This is a genomic window from Citrobacter sp. CK185 (assembly GCF_030333565.1).
In the GTDB taxonomy this organism is placed as follows: Bacteria; Pseudomonadota; Gammaproteobacteria; order Enterobacterales; family Enterobacteriaceae; genus Citrobacter_B; species Citrobacter_B koseri.
Genome location: NZ_JAOWFR010000025.1, coordinates 15,050 through 31,848 on the forward strand (window position 1 = coordinate 15,050; position 16,799 = coordinate 31,848).

Here is a 16,799-nt window from a genome sequence, read left to right on the forward strand (position 1 = left end):
ATTCACTGAGGGTTTGCTTTTAATAATCATAATTACCCACACAGAGTGTGATATGCATAAAACCATTGCGGTATTACTGGGCGTAATTTGTCTTTCCCCTGTTGTTGCTCATGCGGATGAGGCTGATACCACCACGGATACCCGCGAAGTCAAAACGTTATTTTTTGACCATGACGATCGGGTCAAGGTTGAAGATCCGACGCAGTCGCCGTGGGACGCTATTGGTCAACTGGAAACCGCCAGCGGCAACCTGTGTACCGCCACGCTCATTTCATCTCATCTGGCGCTCACCGCCGGACACTGCTTGTTAACGCCGCCGAAGGGAAAGCCAGATAAAGCCGTGGCTTTGCGTTTCGTATCGCAAAAAGGTCTCTGGCGTTATGAAATTCACGGTATTGAAGGTCGGGTCGATCCGTCGCTGGGAAAGCGCTTAAAGCCTGATGGCGATGGCTGGATTGTCCCTCCGGCCGCCGCGCCGTGGGATTTTGGTTTGATTGTGCTGCGTTATCCGCCGTCCGGCATTACCCCACTGCCCTTATTTGAAGGCGATAAAGCCGCGCTAACCGCCGCCCTGAAAACCGCTGACCGCAAAGTGACGCAGTCAGGTTACCCGGAAGATCATCTTGATACGCTTTACTCACATCAGGATTGCCTGATTACCGGCTGGGCGCAAAACGCGGTGCTCTCTCACCAGTGCGACACGCTGCCCGGCGACAGCGGTTCTCCGTTAATGCTGCATACCGACGCTGGCTGGCAGTTGATTGGCGTACAAAGTTCCGCTCCGGCGGCAAAAGATCGCTGGCGGGCTGACAACCGTGCGATTTCCGTCACCGGCTTTCGCGACAAGCTGGAAGCGCTGGCTCAGGAATAGATGATGGTTCCCGTGCGCTGCCCGCCGTAACGGGCAGCATAGCTGTCAGGCCAGTTTTATCATGATCATGCCGATAAGCAGCAATACCACGCCTACCCAGCCTTTGTTGTTCAGACGCTGTCCAAAAAGCACCCACCCGGCTGCCAGCGTGGCGGCGATACCAAATCCGCCCCACAACGCATATGCCACCGAAAGATCAATGCCTTTCACCGCCTGAGAGAGCGCGCTGAAGGCCGCCAGCACCGCGGCCAGCGACAGAATGCCATAGAACTTGCGACGAAAGCCGTCAGAAAACTTCAGGAACACGTTAGCGACGATTTCCAGAACGATCGCCATCGCCAGCCACGCGGCATGAACCCACTCAAACTGCGGCATGCGTCGCCTCCTTCGCGGCGTTTACTGGCTTGCGCGTACCCGATTTGATCAGCGCAATCCCGAATACCAGCGTAACCAGACCCGCAATTTTCATGGCCGATAAGGCTTCGTCAAATAACAGCACGCTAAACAGCGTAATAAATAAAATACCGATGCCTTCCCACAAGGCATACGCCACGCCAAGCGCAATTTTTTTTACGGCAAAAGAGAGAAAAATATACGACAGCGTAATCATGACCAGCATTAAAATAAAACCCGTGTTGCCATTGCTTACGCTTGCCCATTTCATCGACAGCGTTCCGGTAATTTCAGCCGCAATGGCAAGGGCTAATAAAATCCAGTAAAACATGGTGCTTCTCCTGCTTGAGAATATAGTCCTTCGGGCCTGCCGCATGCAGCAAACCAAAAAATAAAATGAATTAGCCAGGCGCGTAACGCCAGCTCAGGCAGAAGTAAGGGACTAAAGCGCGTTGCGCCAGTGCTGCTCACCAGCAAGCAGGAAAGAGGAAGAAGTGCGAAGAAGTACGGTCTGTGTAGAAAAAAACGTCCTGAACATATTGTCCATAATATTACAATTATCCGCAGTGTTGCTTCTCGTCATCGCGGATGAAAATTGTCCTCGGTAGTTAAACACGTCTGATTTGTACCACAGCCTTAGAATTAACTCAAAACCTTTTCACTTCTTTACCCGCGCCGTTTGATTTTTGTTAGCACAGCCCGACAAAAATCACATTATTATAAAGAGTAAGAACAAAAATTCAGGAATTATCATGGCAAAACCGATCATCACGCTTAACGGCCTGAAACTCGTAATCATGCTGGGAATGCTGGTCATCATTCTCACCGGTATTCGCTTCGCTGCCGATATTATTGTGCCGTTTATTCTGGCGTTATTTATTGCGGTGGTACTGAGCCCGCTGGTGCAGCGCATGGTCAGGCTTCGCATCCCGCGCGTTTTGGCCGTATCGATACTGATCGGGATTATCGTGATGGGCATGGTGTTGCTGCTGGCCTATCTCGGCACATCGCTAAATGAGTTAGCCCGCACGCTGCCGCAATACCGCTCATCATTGGTTGTGCCGCTGAAAAACATTGAACCGTGGCTACAGCGCCTGGGCATCGGCGTCTCGGTGGATGAGCTGGTGAAATATATCGACCCTAACGCCGCCATGACGCTGGTGACGAATTTGCTGGCGCAGCTGTCTAACGCCATGTCATCCATTTTCCTGCTCTTGTTAACCGTGGTCTTTATGCTGCTGGAAGTTCCGCAATTGCCCGGTAAACTCCAGCAGATGATGGCCAGGCCGGTTGAAGGTATGGCCGCGATTCAGCGCGCAATCGACAGCGTATCGCATTATCTGGTGCTGAAAACGGCGATCAGCATTATCACGGGCGTTGTGGTCTGGGGAATGCTGGCGCTGCTGGAAGTTCGTTTCGCATTCGTCTGGGGACTGCTGGCTTTCGCGCTTAACTACATCCCCAATATTGGCTCGGTTCTGGCCGCAATCCCGCCTATTGCGCAGGTTCTGGTGTTCAGTGGTCTTTATGACGCGCTGGTGGTGCTGACGGGGTATTTGATTATCAATCTGGTGTTCGGGAACATCCTTGAGCCCCGCATCATGGGGCGTGGATTAGGCCTTTCCACGCTGGTGGTTTTTCTCTCCCTGATCTTCTGGGGGTGGTTATTAGGCCCTGTCGGCATGCTGCTTTCCGTGCCGTTGACGATCATCGTTAAAATCGCGCTGGAGCAAACCTCCGGCGGGCAAAGCATTGCCGTCCTGCTCAGTGATTTGAATAAAACCTGATCTCTTCAGATGTAAAAACGGCCTCCTGAGAGGCCGTTTTATGACTTGCGTCGGTAAAGATTAAAGCGCTTTCAGAATCGCATCCACGCTGGCTTTCGCATCGCCAAACAGCATATGCGTGTTGTCTTTAAAGAACAGCGGGTTCTGCACCCCGGCATAGCCGGTATTCATCGAGCGTTTAAACACGATAACGTTTTGCGCTTTCCAGACTTCCAGAACCGGCATACCGGCAATCGGGCTACGCGGATCGTCCTGCGCCGCCGGGTTCACCGTGTCGTTCGCGCCGATAACCAGCACCGTATCGGTGTCAGCGAAGTCGTCGTTGATTTCGTCCATTTCCAGCACGATGTCATACGGCACTTTCGCTTCCGCCAGCAGTACGTTCATGTGACCAGGCAAGCGCCCCGCAACCGGGTGGATGCCAAAACGCACCTTGATACCGCGCGCGCGCAGTTTCTCGGTGATTTCCGCCACCGGATACTGCGCCTGCGCAACCGCCATGCCATAGCCAGGGGTAATGATGACCGAGTGCGAATTTTTCAGCATATCAGCCGTGTCTTCCGCCGTGATCTCACGGTGCTCGCCCGCGACCTGATCGTCGCCAGTAGAAGATCCATCGCTGCCGAAACCACCCGCGATAACGCTGATGAAAGAGCGGTTCATCGCCTTACACATGATGTAAGACAGAATCGCACCCGAAGAACCGACCAACGCGCCGGTGACGATCAGCAGGTCGTTACCCAGCATAAAGCCTGCCGCCGCCGCTGCCCAACCGGAATAGGAGTTCAGCATGGACACCACAACCGGCATATCCGCCCCGCCAATGGACGCCACCAGGTGCCAGCCGAAAGCCAGCGCAATAATGGTCATCACCAGCAGCGCCAGAACCTGCAAGCCAACGCTTTCGGTACGTACAAACACCACCAGCAGCAGGAAAGAAACCACCAGCGCCGCCAGGTTCATTTTGTGACGATTCGGCAGCATCAGCGGTTTGGACGAAATCTTACCGCACAGCTTGCCAAACGCCACCACGGAACCGGTGAAGGTAACCGCGCCAATGAAGATGCCGAGGAACACTTCCGTCAGGTGAATATTCACCAGAATCGGTTCCAGACCCGCCTCGTGGTACAGGTAGCTGTTAAAGCCCACCAGTACCGCCGCCAGGCCGACGAAGCTGTGCAGAATCGCCACCAGCTCCGGCATTTCGGTCATTTCAACGCGTTTCGCCAGACGGATACCGATCGCCCCACCAATAATCATCGCCACCAGAATCCAGGCAACGTTGCCGGTATCCGGGCCGAAGATCGTCGCCACCAGCGCAATCGCCATCCCGGCGATACCAAAGTTGTTACCCTGTCGGGACGTCTCATGCTTAGAGAGCCCGGCCAGACTGAAGATAAACAGGATCGCGGCAACAATGTATGCAGCTGTAACTAATCCTCCAGACATGTGTTACCCCTTAGTTTTTCCTGAACATTTTCAGCATACGCTGAGTCACGGTGAAGCCACCGAAAATATTAATGCTGGCGATAAGCACCGCGATAAAGCTCAGGAAACTCACCCAGCCTCCCTGGCCAATCTGTAACAATGCCCCGACAACGATAATCCCTGAGATGGCGTTAGTCACAGACATCAACGGCGTATGCAGCGCGTGCGAAACGTTCCACACCACGTAGTAACCCACCACGCAAGCAAGTGCGAAAACGGTGAAGTGGCCGAGGAACTCTTTCGGCGCCACGTCAGCCAGCCAACCAAACAGAATGATCGCCAGCGCCATCAGCGCATATTTACGCCACGGTGAAGCCGGTTTTTCCGCTTCTTTCGGCGCTGGAGCCGCTTGCGGCGCAGCCTGCGGCTGAGCAGACACCTGAATCGGCGGCGCGGGCCAGGTAATTTCACCGTCACGCACGACCGTTACGCCGCGCACAACCACGTCGTCAAAGTCGACGTCGATATTGCCGTCTTTCTCTTTGCACAGCAGTTTGAGCAAGTTGACCAGGTTGGTGCCGTAAAGCTGGGAGGATTGCGTCGGCAGACGGCCCGGCAGATCGGTGTAACCGATAACCTTCACGCCATTGTCGGTCGTGGTCACCTGACCGGCGACGGTGTATTCACAGTTACCGCCGTTTTGCGCGGCCAGATCGACAATCACGCTGCCGGACTTCATGGAATCAACCATCTCGCGCGTGATCAGCGTCGGCGCAGGTTTACCCGGAATTAGCGCGGTCGTGACGATAATATCGACCTCTTTCGCCTGCGCGGCAAAGAGTTCCATTTCCGCTTTAATAAACGCTTCGGACATCACTTTGGCATAGCCATCGCCGCTGCCCGCTTCCTCTTTAAAATCCAGTTCGAGGAATTCAGCGCCCATACTCTGAACCTGCTCTTTTACCTCTGGACGGGTATCAAACGCACGTACAATGGCGCCGAGGCTGTTTGCCGCGCCAATGGCCGCCAGACCTGCGACGCCCGCGCCAATCACCATCACTTTCGCTGGCGGCACTTTGCCCGCAGCAGTAATTTGCCCGGTAAAGAAACGACCAAATTCATGTGCGGCTTCCACAATCGCGCGATAACCGGCGATGTTGGCCATTGAGCTCAGGGCATCCAGCGACTGCGCGCGCGAAATACGCGGCACGGAGTCCATCGCCATCACGGTTACATTGCGTTCCGCGAGTTTTTGCAATAGCTCAGGATTCTGCGCCGGCCAGAGGAAACTCACCAGCGTCGTGCCCGCATTCAGTAAAGGAATTTCATCGTCTTCCGGCGCATTGACCTTCAGGATGATCTCTGACTGCCAGACCGCATTTCCCTCTACAATTTCTGCGCCCGCTTCTGTAAATGCCTTATCGTCAAAACTTGCCAGTTGACCCGCGCCGCTTTCAACCGCGACGGTAAAACCCAGTTTCAGCAGTTGCTCAACCGTTTTTGGCGTTGCTGCGACTCGGGTTTCATTGGTTAACCGCTCTTTTGGTATGCCAATTCGCATAATGTTCCCTTCCATCGGTTTTTTTGATGATGGTTTGTCAGTGATCGCAGGATGCATACACACGCCTGCGTAAGAGGTAAGTGCTACCCCGGAAAAATAAAACAGTAACAAACTCTCTATAACCTACTGAAAATAGCGCCTGTGATCTAGCGCCAAAAAACAGTATTTATTATGAAATTTGCAAAATATGAACGATTCAGCCCACAAACAGGAATAATGACCTTGAAATCGCCTTCAGTGACCGATAATTCGCTCAAGCGAAGCGGCAAAACATGATTTAGCGCCATCGACATTCAATCGTTTAACATTAAATTAACTTATAAAATGCGTATGCTTTATCAGTTTTGCCGGTCAAGCGCCTGTTTTTTAGACATATCACCAAATGTTATCATTCTTGTCACTTCAGGCGGTACGATGAGTGAAAAATGACGCAGACATTTGCAGGGTTTAAATGCAATAATCAGCCACGTTTCTAGTCAATAACAATACCAGTACCTGGTTTGCGCAAGGCGAAGGATTATTTTTATGAAGCTTAAGAACACTCTCCTGGCGTCCGCACTGCTTTCTGCGACTGCTTTTTCCGTAAATGCAGCGACAGAACTGACGCCGGAGCAAGCGGCAGCACTAAAACCTTATGACCGCATTGTGGTCACCGGGCGTTTTAATGCCATTGGCGATGCGGTAAATGCCGTATCCCGCCGCGCAGATAAAGAAGGTGCAGCCTCTTTTTATGTTGTTGATACGTCCGATTTTGGCAACAGCGGTAACTGGCGTGTCGTGGCTGACGTTTATAAATCAGACGCGCCAAAATCCGACGCGCCTCAAAACCGTGTAATTAACGGTATCGTCGAATTACCGAAAGATCAGGCCGTGCTGCTGGAACCTTACGACACCGTAACGGTGCAGGGTTTCTACCGTAGCCAGCCGGAAGTGAATGACGCCATCACCAAAGCAGCAAAAGCGAAAGGCGCCTACTCGTTCTACATTGTGCGCCAGGTCGATGCCAACCAGGGCGGCAACCAGCGTATTACCGCGTTTATCTATAAAGAAGATGCGAAGAAACGCGTCGTCCAGAGCCCGGACGTTATTCCTGCTGATTCCGATGCGGGTCGCGCAGCGCTGGCCGCCGGCGGTGAAGCAGCGAAGAAAGTGGAGATTCCGGGCGTCGCGACGACCGCTTCTCCAAGCGCTGAAGTCGGACGCTTCTTCGAAACGCAATCCTCAAAAGGTGGACGTTACACTGTCACTCTTCCTGACGGAACGAAAGTCGAAGAGCTGAACAAAGCGACCGCTGCGATGATGGTGCCGTTTGACAGCATCAAATTCACCGGCAACTACGGCAACATGACGGAAGTCTCCTACCAGGTTGCCAAGCGTGCGGCGAAGAAAGGCGCGAAATATTATCACATTACCCGCCAGTGGCAGGAACGTGGTAACAACATGACGATCAGCGCCGACCTGTATAAGTAAAGTACGCTCCCGCCATCCGGTGTTGTCATAACGCCTGATGGCGAGACCAGGCATCTTATCCGGCCTACGTGTTAGTAGGCCTGATGAGCGTAGCGCCATCAGGCGCCAATACGATGCTGCCCTATGTGAAATCTACCCGCCTTTAGCATTTTTAGTCACAAATGTTTCAGAGATCATTGCATGCGGTCTCTTCTCTCCGTAAAATCCCGCGCCTTAGTGGCTTTCACCATTTTTATGCGTTTTGCCAAAATAATTATTCTCCCACTCTCGTTTTTATAACTGGATACCGATGGAAAAGAAACTGGGACTGAGCGCGCTGACTGCGCTGGTTTTAAGCTCAATGCTTGGCGCAGGTGTGTTTAGTCTGCCACAGAACATGGCAGCGGTGGCCAGCCCGGCAGCGCTGCTGATTGGCTGGGCGATTACGGGCGTCGGGATACTGCTGCTGGCTTTCGCTATGCTGATCCTGACGCGCGTTCGCCCGGAACTGGATGGCGGAATTTTCACCTACGCGCGCGAAGGTTTCGGCGAACTGATCGGTTTCTGCTCCGCCTGGGGATACTGGCTCTGTGCCGTTATCGCCAACGTCTCTTATCTGGTTATCGTTTTTTCTGCCCTGAGCTTCTTTACCGATACGCCGGAACTCCGCCTGTTTGGCGACGGCAATACCTGGCAGTCCATCATCGGCGCGTCAGTGCTGCTTTGGGTGGTGCACTTCCTGGTGCTGCGCGGTGTGCAAACCGCCGCCAGCATCAACCTGGTCGCGACGCTGGCGAAGCTGTTGCCGCTGGGGTTGTTCATCGTCCTGGCTATCATCATGTTTAAGCTTGATACGTTCAGCCTGGATTTCACCGGTCTGGCGCTGGGCGTTCCCGTCTGGGAGCAGGTTAAAAACACGATGCTCATCACGCTGTGGGTGTTTATCGGCGTGGAAGGCGCGGTTGTCGTCTCCGCCCGGGCGAGAAATAAGCGTGATGTCGGACGTGCAACGCTGCTGGCGGTTCTCGCCGCATTGGGCGTCTACCTGCTGGTGACGCTGCTCTCTTTAGGCGTCGTCGCCCGCCCGGAACTGGCGGAGATTCGCAATCCGTCAATGGCGGGTTTGATGGTGAAAATGATGGGGCCGTGGGGCGAAATCATTATCGCGGCGGGTCTTATCGTTTCAGTCTGCGGCGCTTATCTGAGCTGGACCATTATGGCGGCAGAAGTGCCGTTTCTGGCCTCAACGCATAAAGCCTTCCCACGCATTTTCGCCCGCCAGAATGCGCAAGGCGCGCCATCGGCTTCTCTGTGGCTCACCAACGCGTGCGTTCAGATCTGCCTGGTGCTGATCTGGCTCACAGGTTCGGACTACAACACGCTGTTGACGATTGCTTCAGAGATGATTCTGGTACCCTATTTCCTGGTCGGCGCGTTCCTGCTGAAAATCGCCGCGCGCCCTCTTCATCAGGCGGTAGGTGTCGGGGCCTGCATTTATGGCTTATGGTTATTGTATGCGTCCGGCCCGATGCACCTGTTGCTGTCGGTGGTACTGTATGCGCCGGGATTGCTAGTTTTCCTCTACGCACGCAAGACGCATACGCACGATAATGTCCTGAATCGTCAGGAAGTGATGTTGATCGGTCTGCTACTCATCGCCGCTGTTCCGGCTACGTGGATGTTGGTGGGGTAATCGTCGCCCCATTGTTTGATGCCAAAGGAGACTACAATGGGTAAAAACCAGCCCTTGCCCATCCTTATCACGGGAGGAGGCCGCCGCATCGGTCTCGCGCTCGCGTGGCACTTTCTCAATCAAAAACAGCCGGTGATTGTCAGCTACCGGACGCACTATCCGGCCATCGACGGCCTGACGCAAGCGGGCGCGCTGTGCATTCAGGCCGATTTTTCCACCGATGACGGCGTCCTGGCATTTGCTGAGAAGATAAAAACCCATACGCCAGGCCTGCGGGCTATTTTGCATAACGCCAGCGCCTGGATGGCCGAGGCGCCTGGCACCCCGCTCTCTGACGTGCTGGCATGCATGATGCAGATTCACGTCAATACGCCCTATCTGTTAAACCATGCGCTGGAAAGACTGTTGCGCGGCCACGGACATGCGGCCACCGATATCATCCATTTTACGGACTATGTTGTGGAACGCGGCAGCGACAAACACATCGCCTACGCCGCCAGTAAAGCAGCGCTGGATAATATGACCCGCTCTTTTGCCCGCAAACTGGCCCCGGAAGTGAAAGTCAACGCCATCGCCCCGTCGCTGATCCTGTTTAACGAAAACGACGACGCCGAGTACCGTCAGCAGGCGCTCAATAAATCCCTGATGAAGACAGCGCCCGGCGAGAAAGAGGTAATCGACCTGGTGGATTACCTTCTCACCAGCTGCTTCGTTACCGGCCGCAGTTTCGCCGTGGATGGCGGCCGGCACCTGCGTTAATGCAGTTTGATCCAGCAAAATATCAGTAGCCATGCGCTCAGGCCCCAGCACACCACCGCCCCGCCGAGCGCAACGGGCAAACGCAGAAAACCGGTGAAATACCAAAGCGTGGCGAGGTAGACAAAATAAGGGATGATCGACCACATACTGAATACAATGGTCGTGCGTAACGCGTCAATTCCGCGCTCGCTGGCGACAATATAGTGGGCAATCAGTGCAAATGTCGGAAAAAGCGGAATTAATCCGGCGATATAGTAATTTTTTGTTTTTGCCAGCAAACCAATCAATACCACCACCAGCGCACCCAGCGCGGCTTTTATCACGAGTCCCATTTCGATGCCTTAACACATCAATAACATTGAGGCTGTAGCATAACGGAAGCGCTCTCGTTTAGAAAAGATTAATGGAAGGGAAAACGGAGGCGGTGTATGTTGGCGTTTTCTCCGCGTAATGAACGTTATGAACACCATCGTATTTGTTGAGGATGACCCTGAAGTTGGCTCGCTGATTGCCGCTTATCTGGCGAAACACGATATTGAGGTGCTGATTGAACCTCGCGGCGATCTGGCTGAAGAGACGATCCTTCGCACGCAACCCGAGCTGGTGTTACTGGATATCATGCTGCCGGGCAAAGACGGTATGACCATTTGCCGCGATTTGCGAGGCCGCTGGCAAGGGCCGATTGTCCTGCTGACCTCGCTGGACAGCGACATGAACCACATCCTGGCGCTGGAAATGGGCGCCTGTGACTACATCCTGAAAACCACGCCCCCTGCCGTGCTCCTCGCCCGTCTGCGCCTGCATTTACGGCAGAATGAACTCACCGCGCAGGCAAAAGGCATTCAGGATACGGCAATGACCCCGCATAAAACGCTGCGTTTTGGCGCGTTGATTATTGACCCGGTCAATCGTTCAGTCGCACTCTCCGGCGAACCGGTTTCGCTTTCCACCGCCGATTTCGAATTACTCTGGGAACTGGCAACCCATGCCGGGCAGATTATGGATCGCGACGCGCTGCTAAAAAACTTGCGCGGCGTCAGCTACGACGGCATGGACCGCAGCGTGGATGTCGCTATCTCAAGGCTGCGTAAGAAATTGCAGGATAACGCCACCGAGCCCTATCGAATCAAAACGGTTCGCAACAAAGGGTATCTGTTTGCCCCCCATGCGTGGGAAGAGAGTCAGCGTGATTAACCGGGTGCATCAATGAAAAAACTGTTCGTTCAGTTTTATCTGCTGCTGTTTGTCTGCTTTCTGGTCATGACCCTGTTGGTCGGGCTGGTGTATAAGTTCACCGCAGAACGCGCAGGCAGACAGTCGCTGGATGATTTGATGAAAAGCTCGCTGTATTTAATGCGCAGCGAATTGCGGGAGATCCCTCCGCGCGACTGGGGGAAAACCCTCAAAGAGATGGATCTTAATCTCTCTTTCGATTTGCGCGTAGAGCCGCTCAATAAATACAAACTCGACGCGCTTACCACACAGCGGCTGCGCGAAGGCGACATTGTCGCGCTGGACGATCAGTATACGTTTATTCAGCGCATCCCCCGCAGCCATTACGTGCTGGCCGTCGGGCCGGTTCCTTATCTCTATTTTCTTCACCAGATGCGGCTACTGGATATCGCGCTGATGGCCTTTATCGCCATCTCCCTCGCCTTCCCGGTGTTTATCTGGATGCGCCCACACTGGCAGGAGATGCTGCGCCTGGAGGCCGCCGCTCAGCGTTTTGGCGAAGGGCACCTCGCAGAGCGCCTTCACTTTGACAACGGTTCCAGTTTTGAACGTCTCGGCATCGCCTTTAACCAGATGGCGGATAACATCAACGCACTGATCGCCAGTAAAAAACAGCTTATTGACGGCATTGCCCACGAACTGCGTACGCCGCTGGTGCGTCTGCGTTACCGGCTGGAGATGAGTGAAAATCTCAGCGCACAGGAGTCGCAGGCGCTGAATCGCGATATCGGCCAACTGGAAGCGTTAATCGAAGAGTTACTGACCTATGCGCGGCTGGACAGGCCGCAGACTGCGTTAACGCTCACCGTTCCCGACCTCCCCGTGTGGCTGGCGAGCCACCTGGAAGACGTACAAAGCGTCAACCCCGGGCGCACGGTGCGGCTCAGCCAGCTTACGCCTGGCGATTACGGCGCGCTGGATATGCGGCTAATGGAGCGTGTGCTGGATAATCTGCTCAATAACGCGCTGCGTTATTCCCATTCCACCGTTCAGGCCAGCCTGTTATTAAGCGGCAATCAGGCGACCCTGATTGTTGAAGACGACGGCCCCGGCATCGCGCCAGACGCGCGCGAACATGTGTTCGAACCCTTTGTGCGCCTCGATCCCAGCCGCGACCGCGCTACCGGAGGCTGCGGGCTGGGATTAGCCATCGTGCGCTCCATCGCTCTGGCGATGGGCGGAACGGTAAACTGTCGCGAAAGTGAACTGGGCGGCGCCAGATTCACCTTCAGCTGGCCCGTCTGGCACAACATCCCCGAATTTCCCCCGGCCTGACGCATAGCGCACGATGGTCAGGCCGGGTATGATGTGATATACAGTAAGTATGTTGTAACTAATATCCTTCTTTCTGCGACACTGAAATGGTGGTGATATGGCCCGTTACGATCTTGTCGAACGCCTGAATGGTACTTTTCGCCAGACAGAGCACGCGCTGGCAACCCTGACAGAAAATCTCGAACAGCAACCGCTGCTGATTGCCCGCGTCTTCTCCCTCCCCGAAGTGACCAAAGAGGCAGAGCACAACCCTCTGGCGACCATTGCGGTGGAGCAGCATCTGGGAAAAGAGGCCGAATCGCTGGCGCTGCGCCACTATCGCCACCTGTTTATTCAGCAACAGTCTGAAAATCGCAGCAGCAAAGCGGCGGTTCGCCTGCCCGGCGTATTGTGCTATCAGGTTGATGATGCCACGCAGGTCGCGCTGGAAAACCAGATCCAGCACATCAATCAGTTAAAAACGACATTTGAGCGTATTGTGACGGTGGAGTCAGGATTGCCGTCAGCGGCGCGTTTTGAGTGGGTGCATCGCCATCTGCCCGGTCTTATCACGTTGAATGCCTACCGCGCGTTAACGGTGATCAAGAATCCCGCCACCCTCCGTTTTGGCTGGGCCAACAAGCACATTATTAAGAATCTGCGCCGGGATGAGGTGCTGGCGCAACTGGAGAAAAGCCTGAACACGCCGCGCAGCGTGCATCCCTGGACGCGCGAAGAGTGGCAGGCCAGGCTGGAGCGCGAATATCAGGATATCGCCGCCCTGCCGCAACAGGCGCGGCTGAAGATTAAAAGACCGGTGAAGGTACAGCCGATTGCCCGCGTCTGGTACAAAGGGCAGCAGAAACAGGTTCAGCACGCCTGTCCGACGCCGCTTATCGCGCTGATCAATACCGATAAAGGCATGACCGTGCCAGATATCGGCGAACTACTGAATTACGATGCGGACAATGTTCAGCACCGCTTTAAGCCTCAGGCGCAACCGTTGCAACTTATCATCCCCCGGTTGCACCTGTATGTGGCGGATTAACGGCCTGGCTTCATGCTGCCCACCATCAGTTCCGGGCGCACCCAGCTATCAAACTCGGCTTCAGTGAGATACCCCAGCGCCAGGGCGGAGGCTTTTAAGGTCAGCCCTTCCTTGTGCGCTTTTTTGGCGATCTCCGCCGCTTTGTCATAGCCGATGTGCGTGTTGAGCGCGGTGACCAGCATCAGCGATTCATTGAGCAGTTGATTAATACGCTCACGGTTTGGCTCAATACCGACCGCACAGTGCGCATTAAAGCTTTCCATCCCATCCGCCAACAGGCGTACCGATTGCAGGAAATTATGGATAACCATCGGGCGATAGACGTTAAGCTCGAAGTTTCCCGACGCCCCGCCCATATTGATAGCCACATCGTTGCCCATCACCTGACAGCAGAGCATGGTCAGCGCCTCGCACTGGGTCGGGTTCACTTTACCTGGCATAATCGAACTGCCCGGCTCGTTCTCAGGAATGGCAATTTCACCAATGCCGCATCGAGGGCCAGAGGCCAGCCAGCGAACGTCATTGGCAATTTTCATCAGCGACGCCGCCAGCCCTTTTAGCGCGCCGTGCGCATGAACCAGCGCATCACAGGTCGCCAGCGCTTCAAACTTGTTCGGCGCCGTCACAAATGGCGCGCAGGTGATCACCGCCAGCTCATCCGCCACGCGGCGGGCATATTCAGGATGAGTGTTCAACCCTGTGCCCACCGCCGTGCCGCCCAGCGCCAGCTCCGCCACATGCGGCAGGCTATTTTCAATATGTTTGAGATTGTGCTCCAGCATCGCCACCCAGCCGGAAATTTCCTGACCGAGCGTCAGCGGCGTCGCATCCTGCAAGTGCGTGCGGCCAATTTTCACAATGTCGGCAAACGCATGGGACTTTTTGCGCAGCGTATCGGTCAGGACATTAAGCTGCGGGATGAGATGCTTGCGTAGCGCCAGCAGCGCCGCAACGTGCATTGCGGTCGGGAAGACGTCGTTCGAACTTTGGCTTTTATTGACGTCATCGTTCGGGTGAACTTTGCGCTCCATGCCGCGAACGCCGCCCAGCAGTTCGCTCGCGCGGTTCGCCAGCACTTCGTTCATGTTCATGTTGCTTTGCGTGCCCGACCCGGTCTGCCAGATCGCCAGCGGAAATTCGTCGGGATGTTTATCGGCCAGCACTTCATCAGCCGCCTGCATAATGGCGGAGGCTTTTTCCGCCGACAGCAGCCCTAAGTCCTCGTTAACTTTGGCTGCCGCACGCTTGGTCAGCGCCAGCGCATGGATCAGCGAGACGGGCATTTTCTCCGTGGAGATACGAAAATGCTCCAGCGATCGTTGGGTTTGCGCTCCCCAAAGTTTATCTGCCGGAACATCAATCCCGCCCATCGAATCTTTCTCGCAGCGTACCGTCGTCATTACTTTCTCCTTGTTAACAATGAAGTTGAGGACATGCTCACACACCTGTCAGGATTAAGTATTGATTGCTTCATAAATACTGCATGGCGCTTTGTGCGCTTCTGAAATGCCGGGCGGCACAGCGCCTTACCCGGCCTGCAAATGTACCTTCTTATTGTCTTACTTTACGCAGCGCGTGCACTGCGAAGTCTGAATTTGCTGGAAGAAATCATTGCCTTTGTCATCCACCAGGATAAAGGCCGGAAAATCTTCCACTTCAATTTTCCAGATCGCTTCCATCCCCAGTTCAGGGTATTCCACGCATTCCAGACTCCTGATGCTGCCCTGCGCCAGCACGGCGGCAGGCCCGCCAATGCTGCCCAGATAGAAACCGCCGTGTTTATGGCAGGCATCGGTCACCTGTTGGCTACGGTTGCCTTTGGCCAGCATAATCATACTGCCGCCCTGCGACTGAAGCTGATCGACGTAAGAGTCCATACGCCCTGCGGTCGTTGGCCCCAGCGAACCGGACGCGTATCCTTCAGGCGTTTTTGCCGGCCCCGCGTAGTAGATCGGATGATCTTTAACATACTGCGGCAACCCTTCGCCACGATCCATCCGTTCTTTCAGTTTGGCGTGCGCGATATCACGCCCCACAATAATCGTCCCGTTCAGCGACAGACGAGTCGAAACCGGATACTGCGACAACTGTTGCAGGATCGCTTTCATTGGCTGGTTGAGGTCAACGCGAACCGCCTCGCCTTCGCCTGCCTGGCGCAATTCTTCAGGAATATATTTACCCGGATTATGTTCCAGTTTCTCGATCCAGATACCTTTGCGGTTGATTTTCGCTTTAATGTTGCGATCCGCAGAGCAGGAGACGCCCATCCCGACCGGACAGGACGCGCCGTGACGCGGTAAACGAATGACGCGGATATCATGGGCAAAATATTTACCGCCGAACTGGGCGCCTAACCCGAGATTCTGCGCTTCCGTCAGCAACTCTTTTTCCAGCTCCACGTCGCGGAATGCCTGACCGTATTCGTTCCCTTCCGTCGGCAGTTCGTCATAGTATTTTGCGGAGGCCAGCTTAACCGTTTTCAGCGTTGCTTCCGCCGACGTCCCGCCGATCACGAAGGCGATGTGATACGGAGGACAGGCCGCCGTCCCCAGTGTGCGCATTTTATCGACCAGGTAATTTTTCAGTTTGCCCGGCGTCAGCAGCGCTTTGGTTTCCTGATACAGATAGGTTTTGTTGGCGGAACCGCCGCCTTTGGCGATACACAGGAATTTGTATTCATCGCCATCAACGCTGTAGAGATCAATCTGCGCGGGCAGGTTGGTGCCGGTATTGACCTCTTTATACATATCCAGCGGGGCATTTTGCGAATAGCGCAGGTTATCTTCGATGTAAGTGTTATAAACGCCGCGCGCCAGCGCAGCCTCATCACCGCCGCCAGTCCAGACGCGCTGGCCTTTTTTACCAACGATAATGGCCGTACCGGTGTCCTGGCAGGTTGGTAAAATCCCTTTTGCGGCAATGTCCGAATTGCGCAGGAATTGCAGCGCGACATATTTATCGTTTTCGCTGGCGTCCGGGTCGCGCAGGATATCAGCGACCTGCTGTTGATGCGCAGGGCGCAGCATAAACGAAGCATCGTGGAATGCCTGACGCGCCATCAGCGTCAGCGCTTCAGGAGCGACCTTAAGCACTTCCTGTCCTTCAAATTCGGCAACGGAAACGTGTTCACTGGTCAGCAGGTAATATTCGGTATCGTCCTTTTTGAGGGGAAAAGGAGCCTGATAATGGAAGGGTTTGTTCGACATTGTTCTCTCACTTACTGCTCGGTCTGGTTATTCTCTGGGCAGATGTTCCATTGCCCTGCTTACCCGTCACGCCTCCAGCGGCAGACATGTTATTGTCCTGCAACCCGAATGCGTCAG

General features: G+C 54.5%; 16 protein-coding genes. 8 read left to right on the forward strand and 8 right to left on the reverse strand.

Going from position 1 to position 16,799, the window contains the following annotated elements:
- Positions 1–52 precede the first annotated feature (52 nt).
- Complete coding sequence (locus OGV79_RS12465) at positions 53–871, forward strand: trypsin-like serine peptidase (RefSeq protein WP_214143739.1); 819 nt, start codon at positions 53–55, stop codon at positions 869–871.
- A gap of 45 nt (positions 872–916) precedes the next feature.
- On the opposite strand, the gene mdtI is transcribed toward OGV79_RS12465, so the two are convergent.
- The 3 genes from mdtI to OGV79_RS21715 all read right to left on the reverse strand — a co-directional run bounded on the left by mdtI (position 917) and on the right by OGV79_RS21715 (position 1,880).
- The gene (gene mdtI, locus OGV79_RS12470; RefSeq protein ID WP_012132478.1) at positions 917–1,246 is read right to left on the reverse strand and encodes a multidrug/spermidine efflux SMR transporter subunit MdtI; all 330 of its coding nucleotides are present in this window, start codon (positions 1,244–1,246) and stop codon (positions 917–919) included.
- A complete protein-coding gene (mdtJ, locus tag OGV79_RS12475) occupies positions 1,233–1,595 on the reverse strand; it encodes a multidrug/spermidine efflux SMR transporter subunit MdtJ (RefSeq protein WP_012132479.1) in 363 nt (120 codons plus the stop codon). Before mdtJ ends, mdtI begins: the two co-directional genes overlap by 14 nt.
- A 111-nt stretch (positions 1,596–1,706) precedes the next feature.
- The gene (locus OGV79_RS21715; protein WP_012132481.1) at positions 1,707–1,880 is read right to left on the reverse strand and encodes a protein YdgV; all 174 of its coding nucleotides are present in this window, start codon (positions 1,878–1,880) and stop codon (positions 1,707–1,709) included.
- 136 nt (positions 1,881–2,016) lie between these two features.
- Between OGV79_RS21715 and OGV79_RS12480 the strand changes: the two genes are divergently transcribed.
- Entirely contained in the window at positions 2,017–3,051 is a 1,035-nt protein-coding gene (locus tag OGV79_RS12480) for an AI-2E family transporter (RefSeq protein ID WP_047457210.1), read from the forward strand.
- 60 nt (positions 3,052–3,111) lie between these two features.
- Here the strand turns inward: OGV79_RS12480 and pntB are convergent, their stop codons facing one another.
- Both pntB and pntA read right to left on the reverse strand, forming a co-directional pair.
- Positions 3,112–4,500: a Re/Si-specific NAD(P)(+) transhydrogenase subunit beta gene (gene pntB, locus OGV79_RS12485; protein WP_012132483.1), complete on the reverse strand. Its 1,389-nt coding sequence runs from the start codon at positions 4,498–4,500 to the stop codon at positions 3,112–3,114.
- A gap of 10 nt (positions 4,501–4,510) precedes the next feature.
- A complete protein-coding gene (gene pntA / locus OGV79_RS12490; protein ID WP_071258296.1) occupies positions 4,511–6,040 on the reverse strand; it encodes a Re/Si-specific NAD(P)(+) transhydrogenase subunit alpha in 1,530 nt (509 codons plus the stop codon).
- 525 nt (positions 6,041–6,565) lie between these two features.
- Between pntA and ydgH the strand changes: the two genes are divergently transcribed.
- From ydgH to folM, 3 genes are all read left to right on the forward strand, one after another.
- Positions 6,566–7,510, forward strand: coding sequence for a DUF1471 family protein YdgH (gene ydgH / locus OGV79_RS12495; RefSeq protein ID WP_012132486.1), 945 nt, complete (start codon positions 6,566–6,568; stop codon positions 7,508–7,510).
- 289 nt (positions 7,511–7,799) lie between these two features.
- Entirely contained in the window at positions 7,800–9,182 is a 1,383-nt protein-coding gene (locus OGV79_RS12500; RefSeq protein ID WP_012132487.1) for an amino acid permease, read from the forward strand.
- Between the two features lie 36 nt (positions 9,183–9,218).
- Positions 9,219–9,941 (forward strand): dihydromonapterin reductase, encoded by a 723-nt coding sequence (gene folM, locus OGV79_RS12505; protein WP_047457214.1) that lies wholly within the window; start codon positions 9,219–9,221, stop codon positions 9,939–9,941.
- Here folM and OGV79_RS12510 read toward each other — a convergent pair.
- On the reverse strand, positions 9,938–10,273 hold the full coding sequence (locus OGV79_RS12510) for a GlpM family protein (RefSeq protein WP_012132490.1): 336 nt from the start codon (positions 10,271–10,273) through the stop codon (positions 9,938–9,940). The genes folM and OGV79_RS12510 overlap by 4 nt on opposite strands.
- Before the next feature lie 127 nt (positions 10,274–10,400).
- Between OGV79_RS12510 and rstA the strand changes: the two genes are divergently transcribed.
- The 3 genes from rstA (at position 10,401) to tus (ending at position 13,476) form a co-directional block, all read left to right on the forward strand.
- Positions 10,401–11,135, forward strand: coding sequence for a two-component system response regulator RstA (rstA, locus tag OGV79_RS12515; RefSeq protein ID WP_024130356.1), 735 nt, complete (start codon positions 10,401–10,403; stop codon positions 11,133–11,135).
- A gap of 12 nt (positions 11,136–11,147) precedes the next feature.
- Complete coding sequence (rstB, locus tag OGV79_RS12520; RefSeq protein ID WP_200092640.1) at positions 11,148–12,449, forward strand: two-component system sensor histidine kinase RstB; 1,302 nt, start codon at positions 11,148–11,150, stop codon at positions 12,447–12,449.
- Between the two features lie 97 nt (positions 12,450–12,546).
- On the forward strand, positions 12,547–13,476 hold the full coding sequence (gene tus / locus OGV79_RS12525) for a DNA replication terminus site-binding protein (RefSeq protein WP_286468527.1): 930 nt from the start codon (positions 12,547–12,549) through the stop codon (positions 13,474–13,476).
- On the opposite strand, the gene fumC is transcribed toward tus, so the two are convergent.
- Together fumC and fumB are read right to left on the reverse strand one after the other, a co-directional pair.
- A complete protein-coding gene (gene fumC, locus OGV79_RS12530; RefSeq protein ID WP_047457217.1) occupies positions 13,473–14,876 on the reverse strand; it encodes a class II fumarate hydratase in 1,404 nt (467 codons plus the stop codon). The two genes, tus and fumC, sit on opposite strands and share 4 nt — an antisense overlap.
- 159 nt (positions 14,877–15,035) lie before the next feature.
- Positions 15,036–16,682 carry a class I fumarate hydratase gene (gene fumB, locus OGV79_RS12535; RefSeq protein WP_286468528.1) on the reverse strand — a complete coding sequence of 549 codons (1,647 nt, stop codon included), beginning with the start codon at positions 16,680–16,682 and terminating at the stop codon, positions 15,036–15,038.
- Positions 16,683–16,799: the final 117 nt, after the last annotated feature.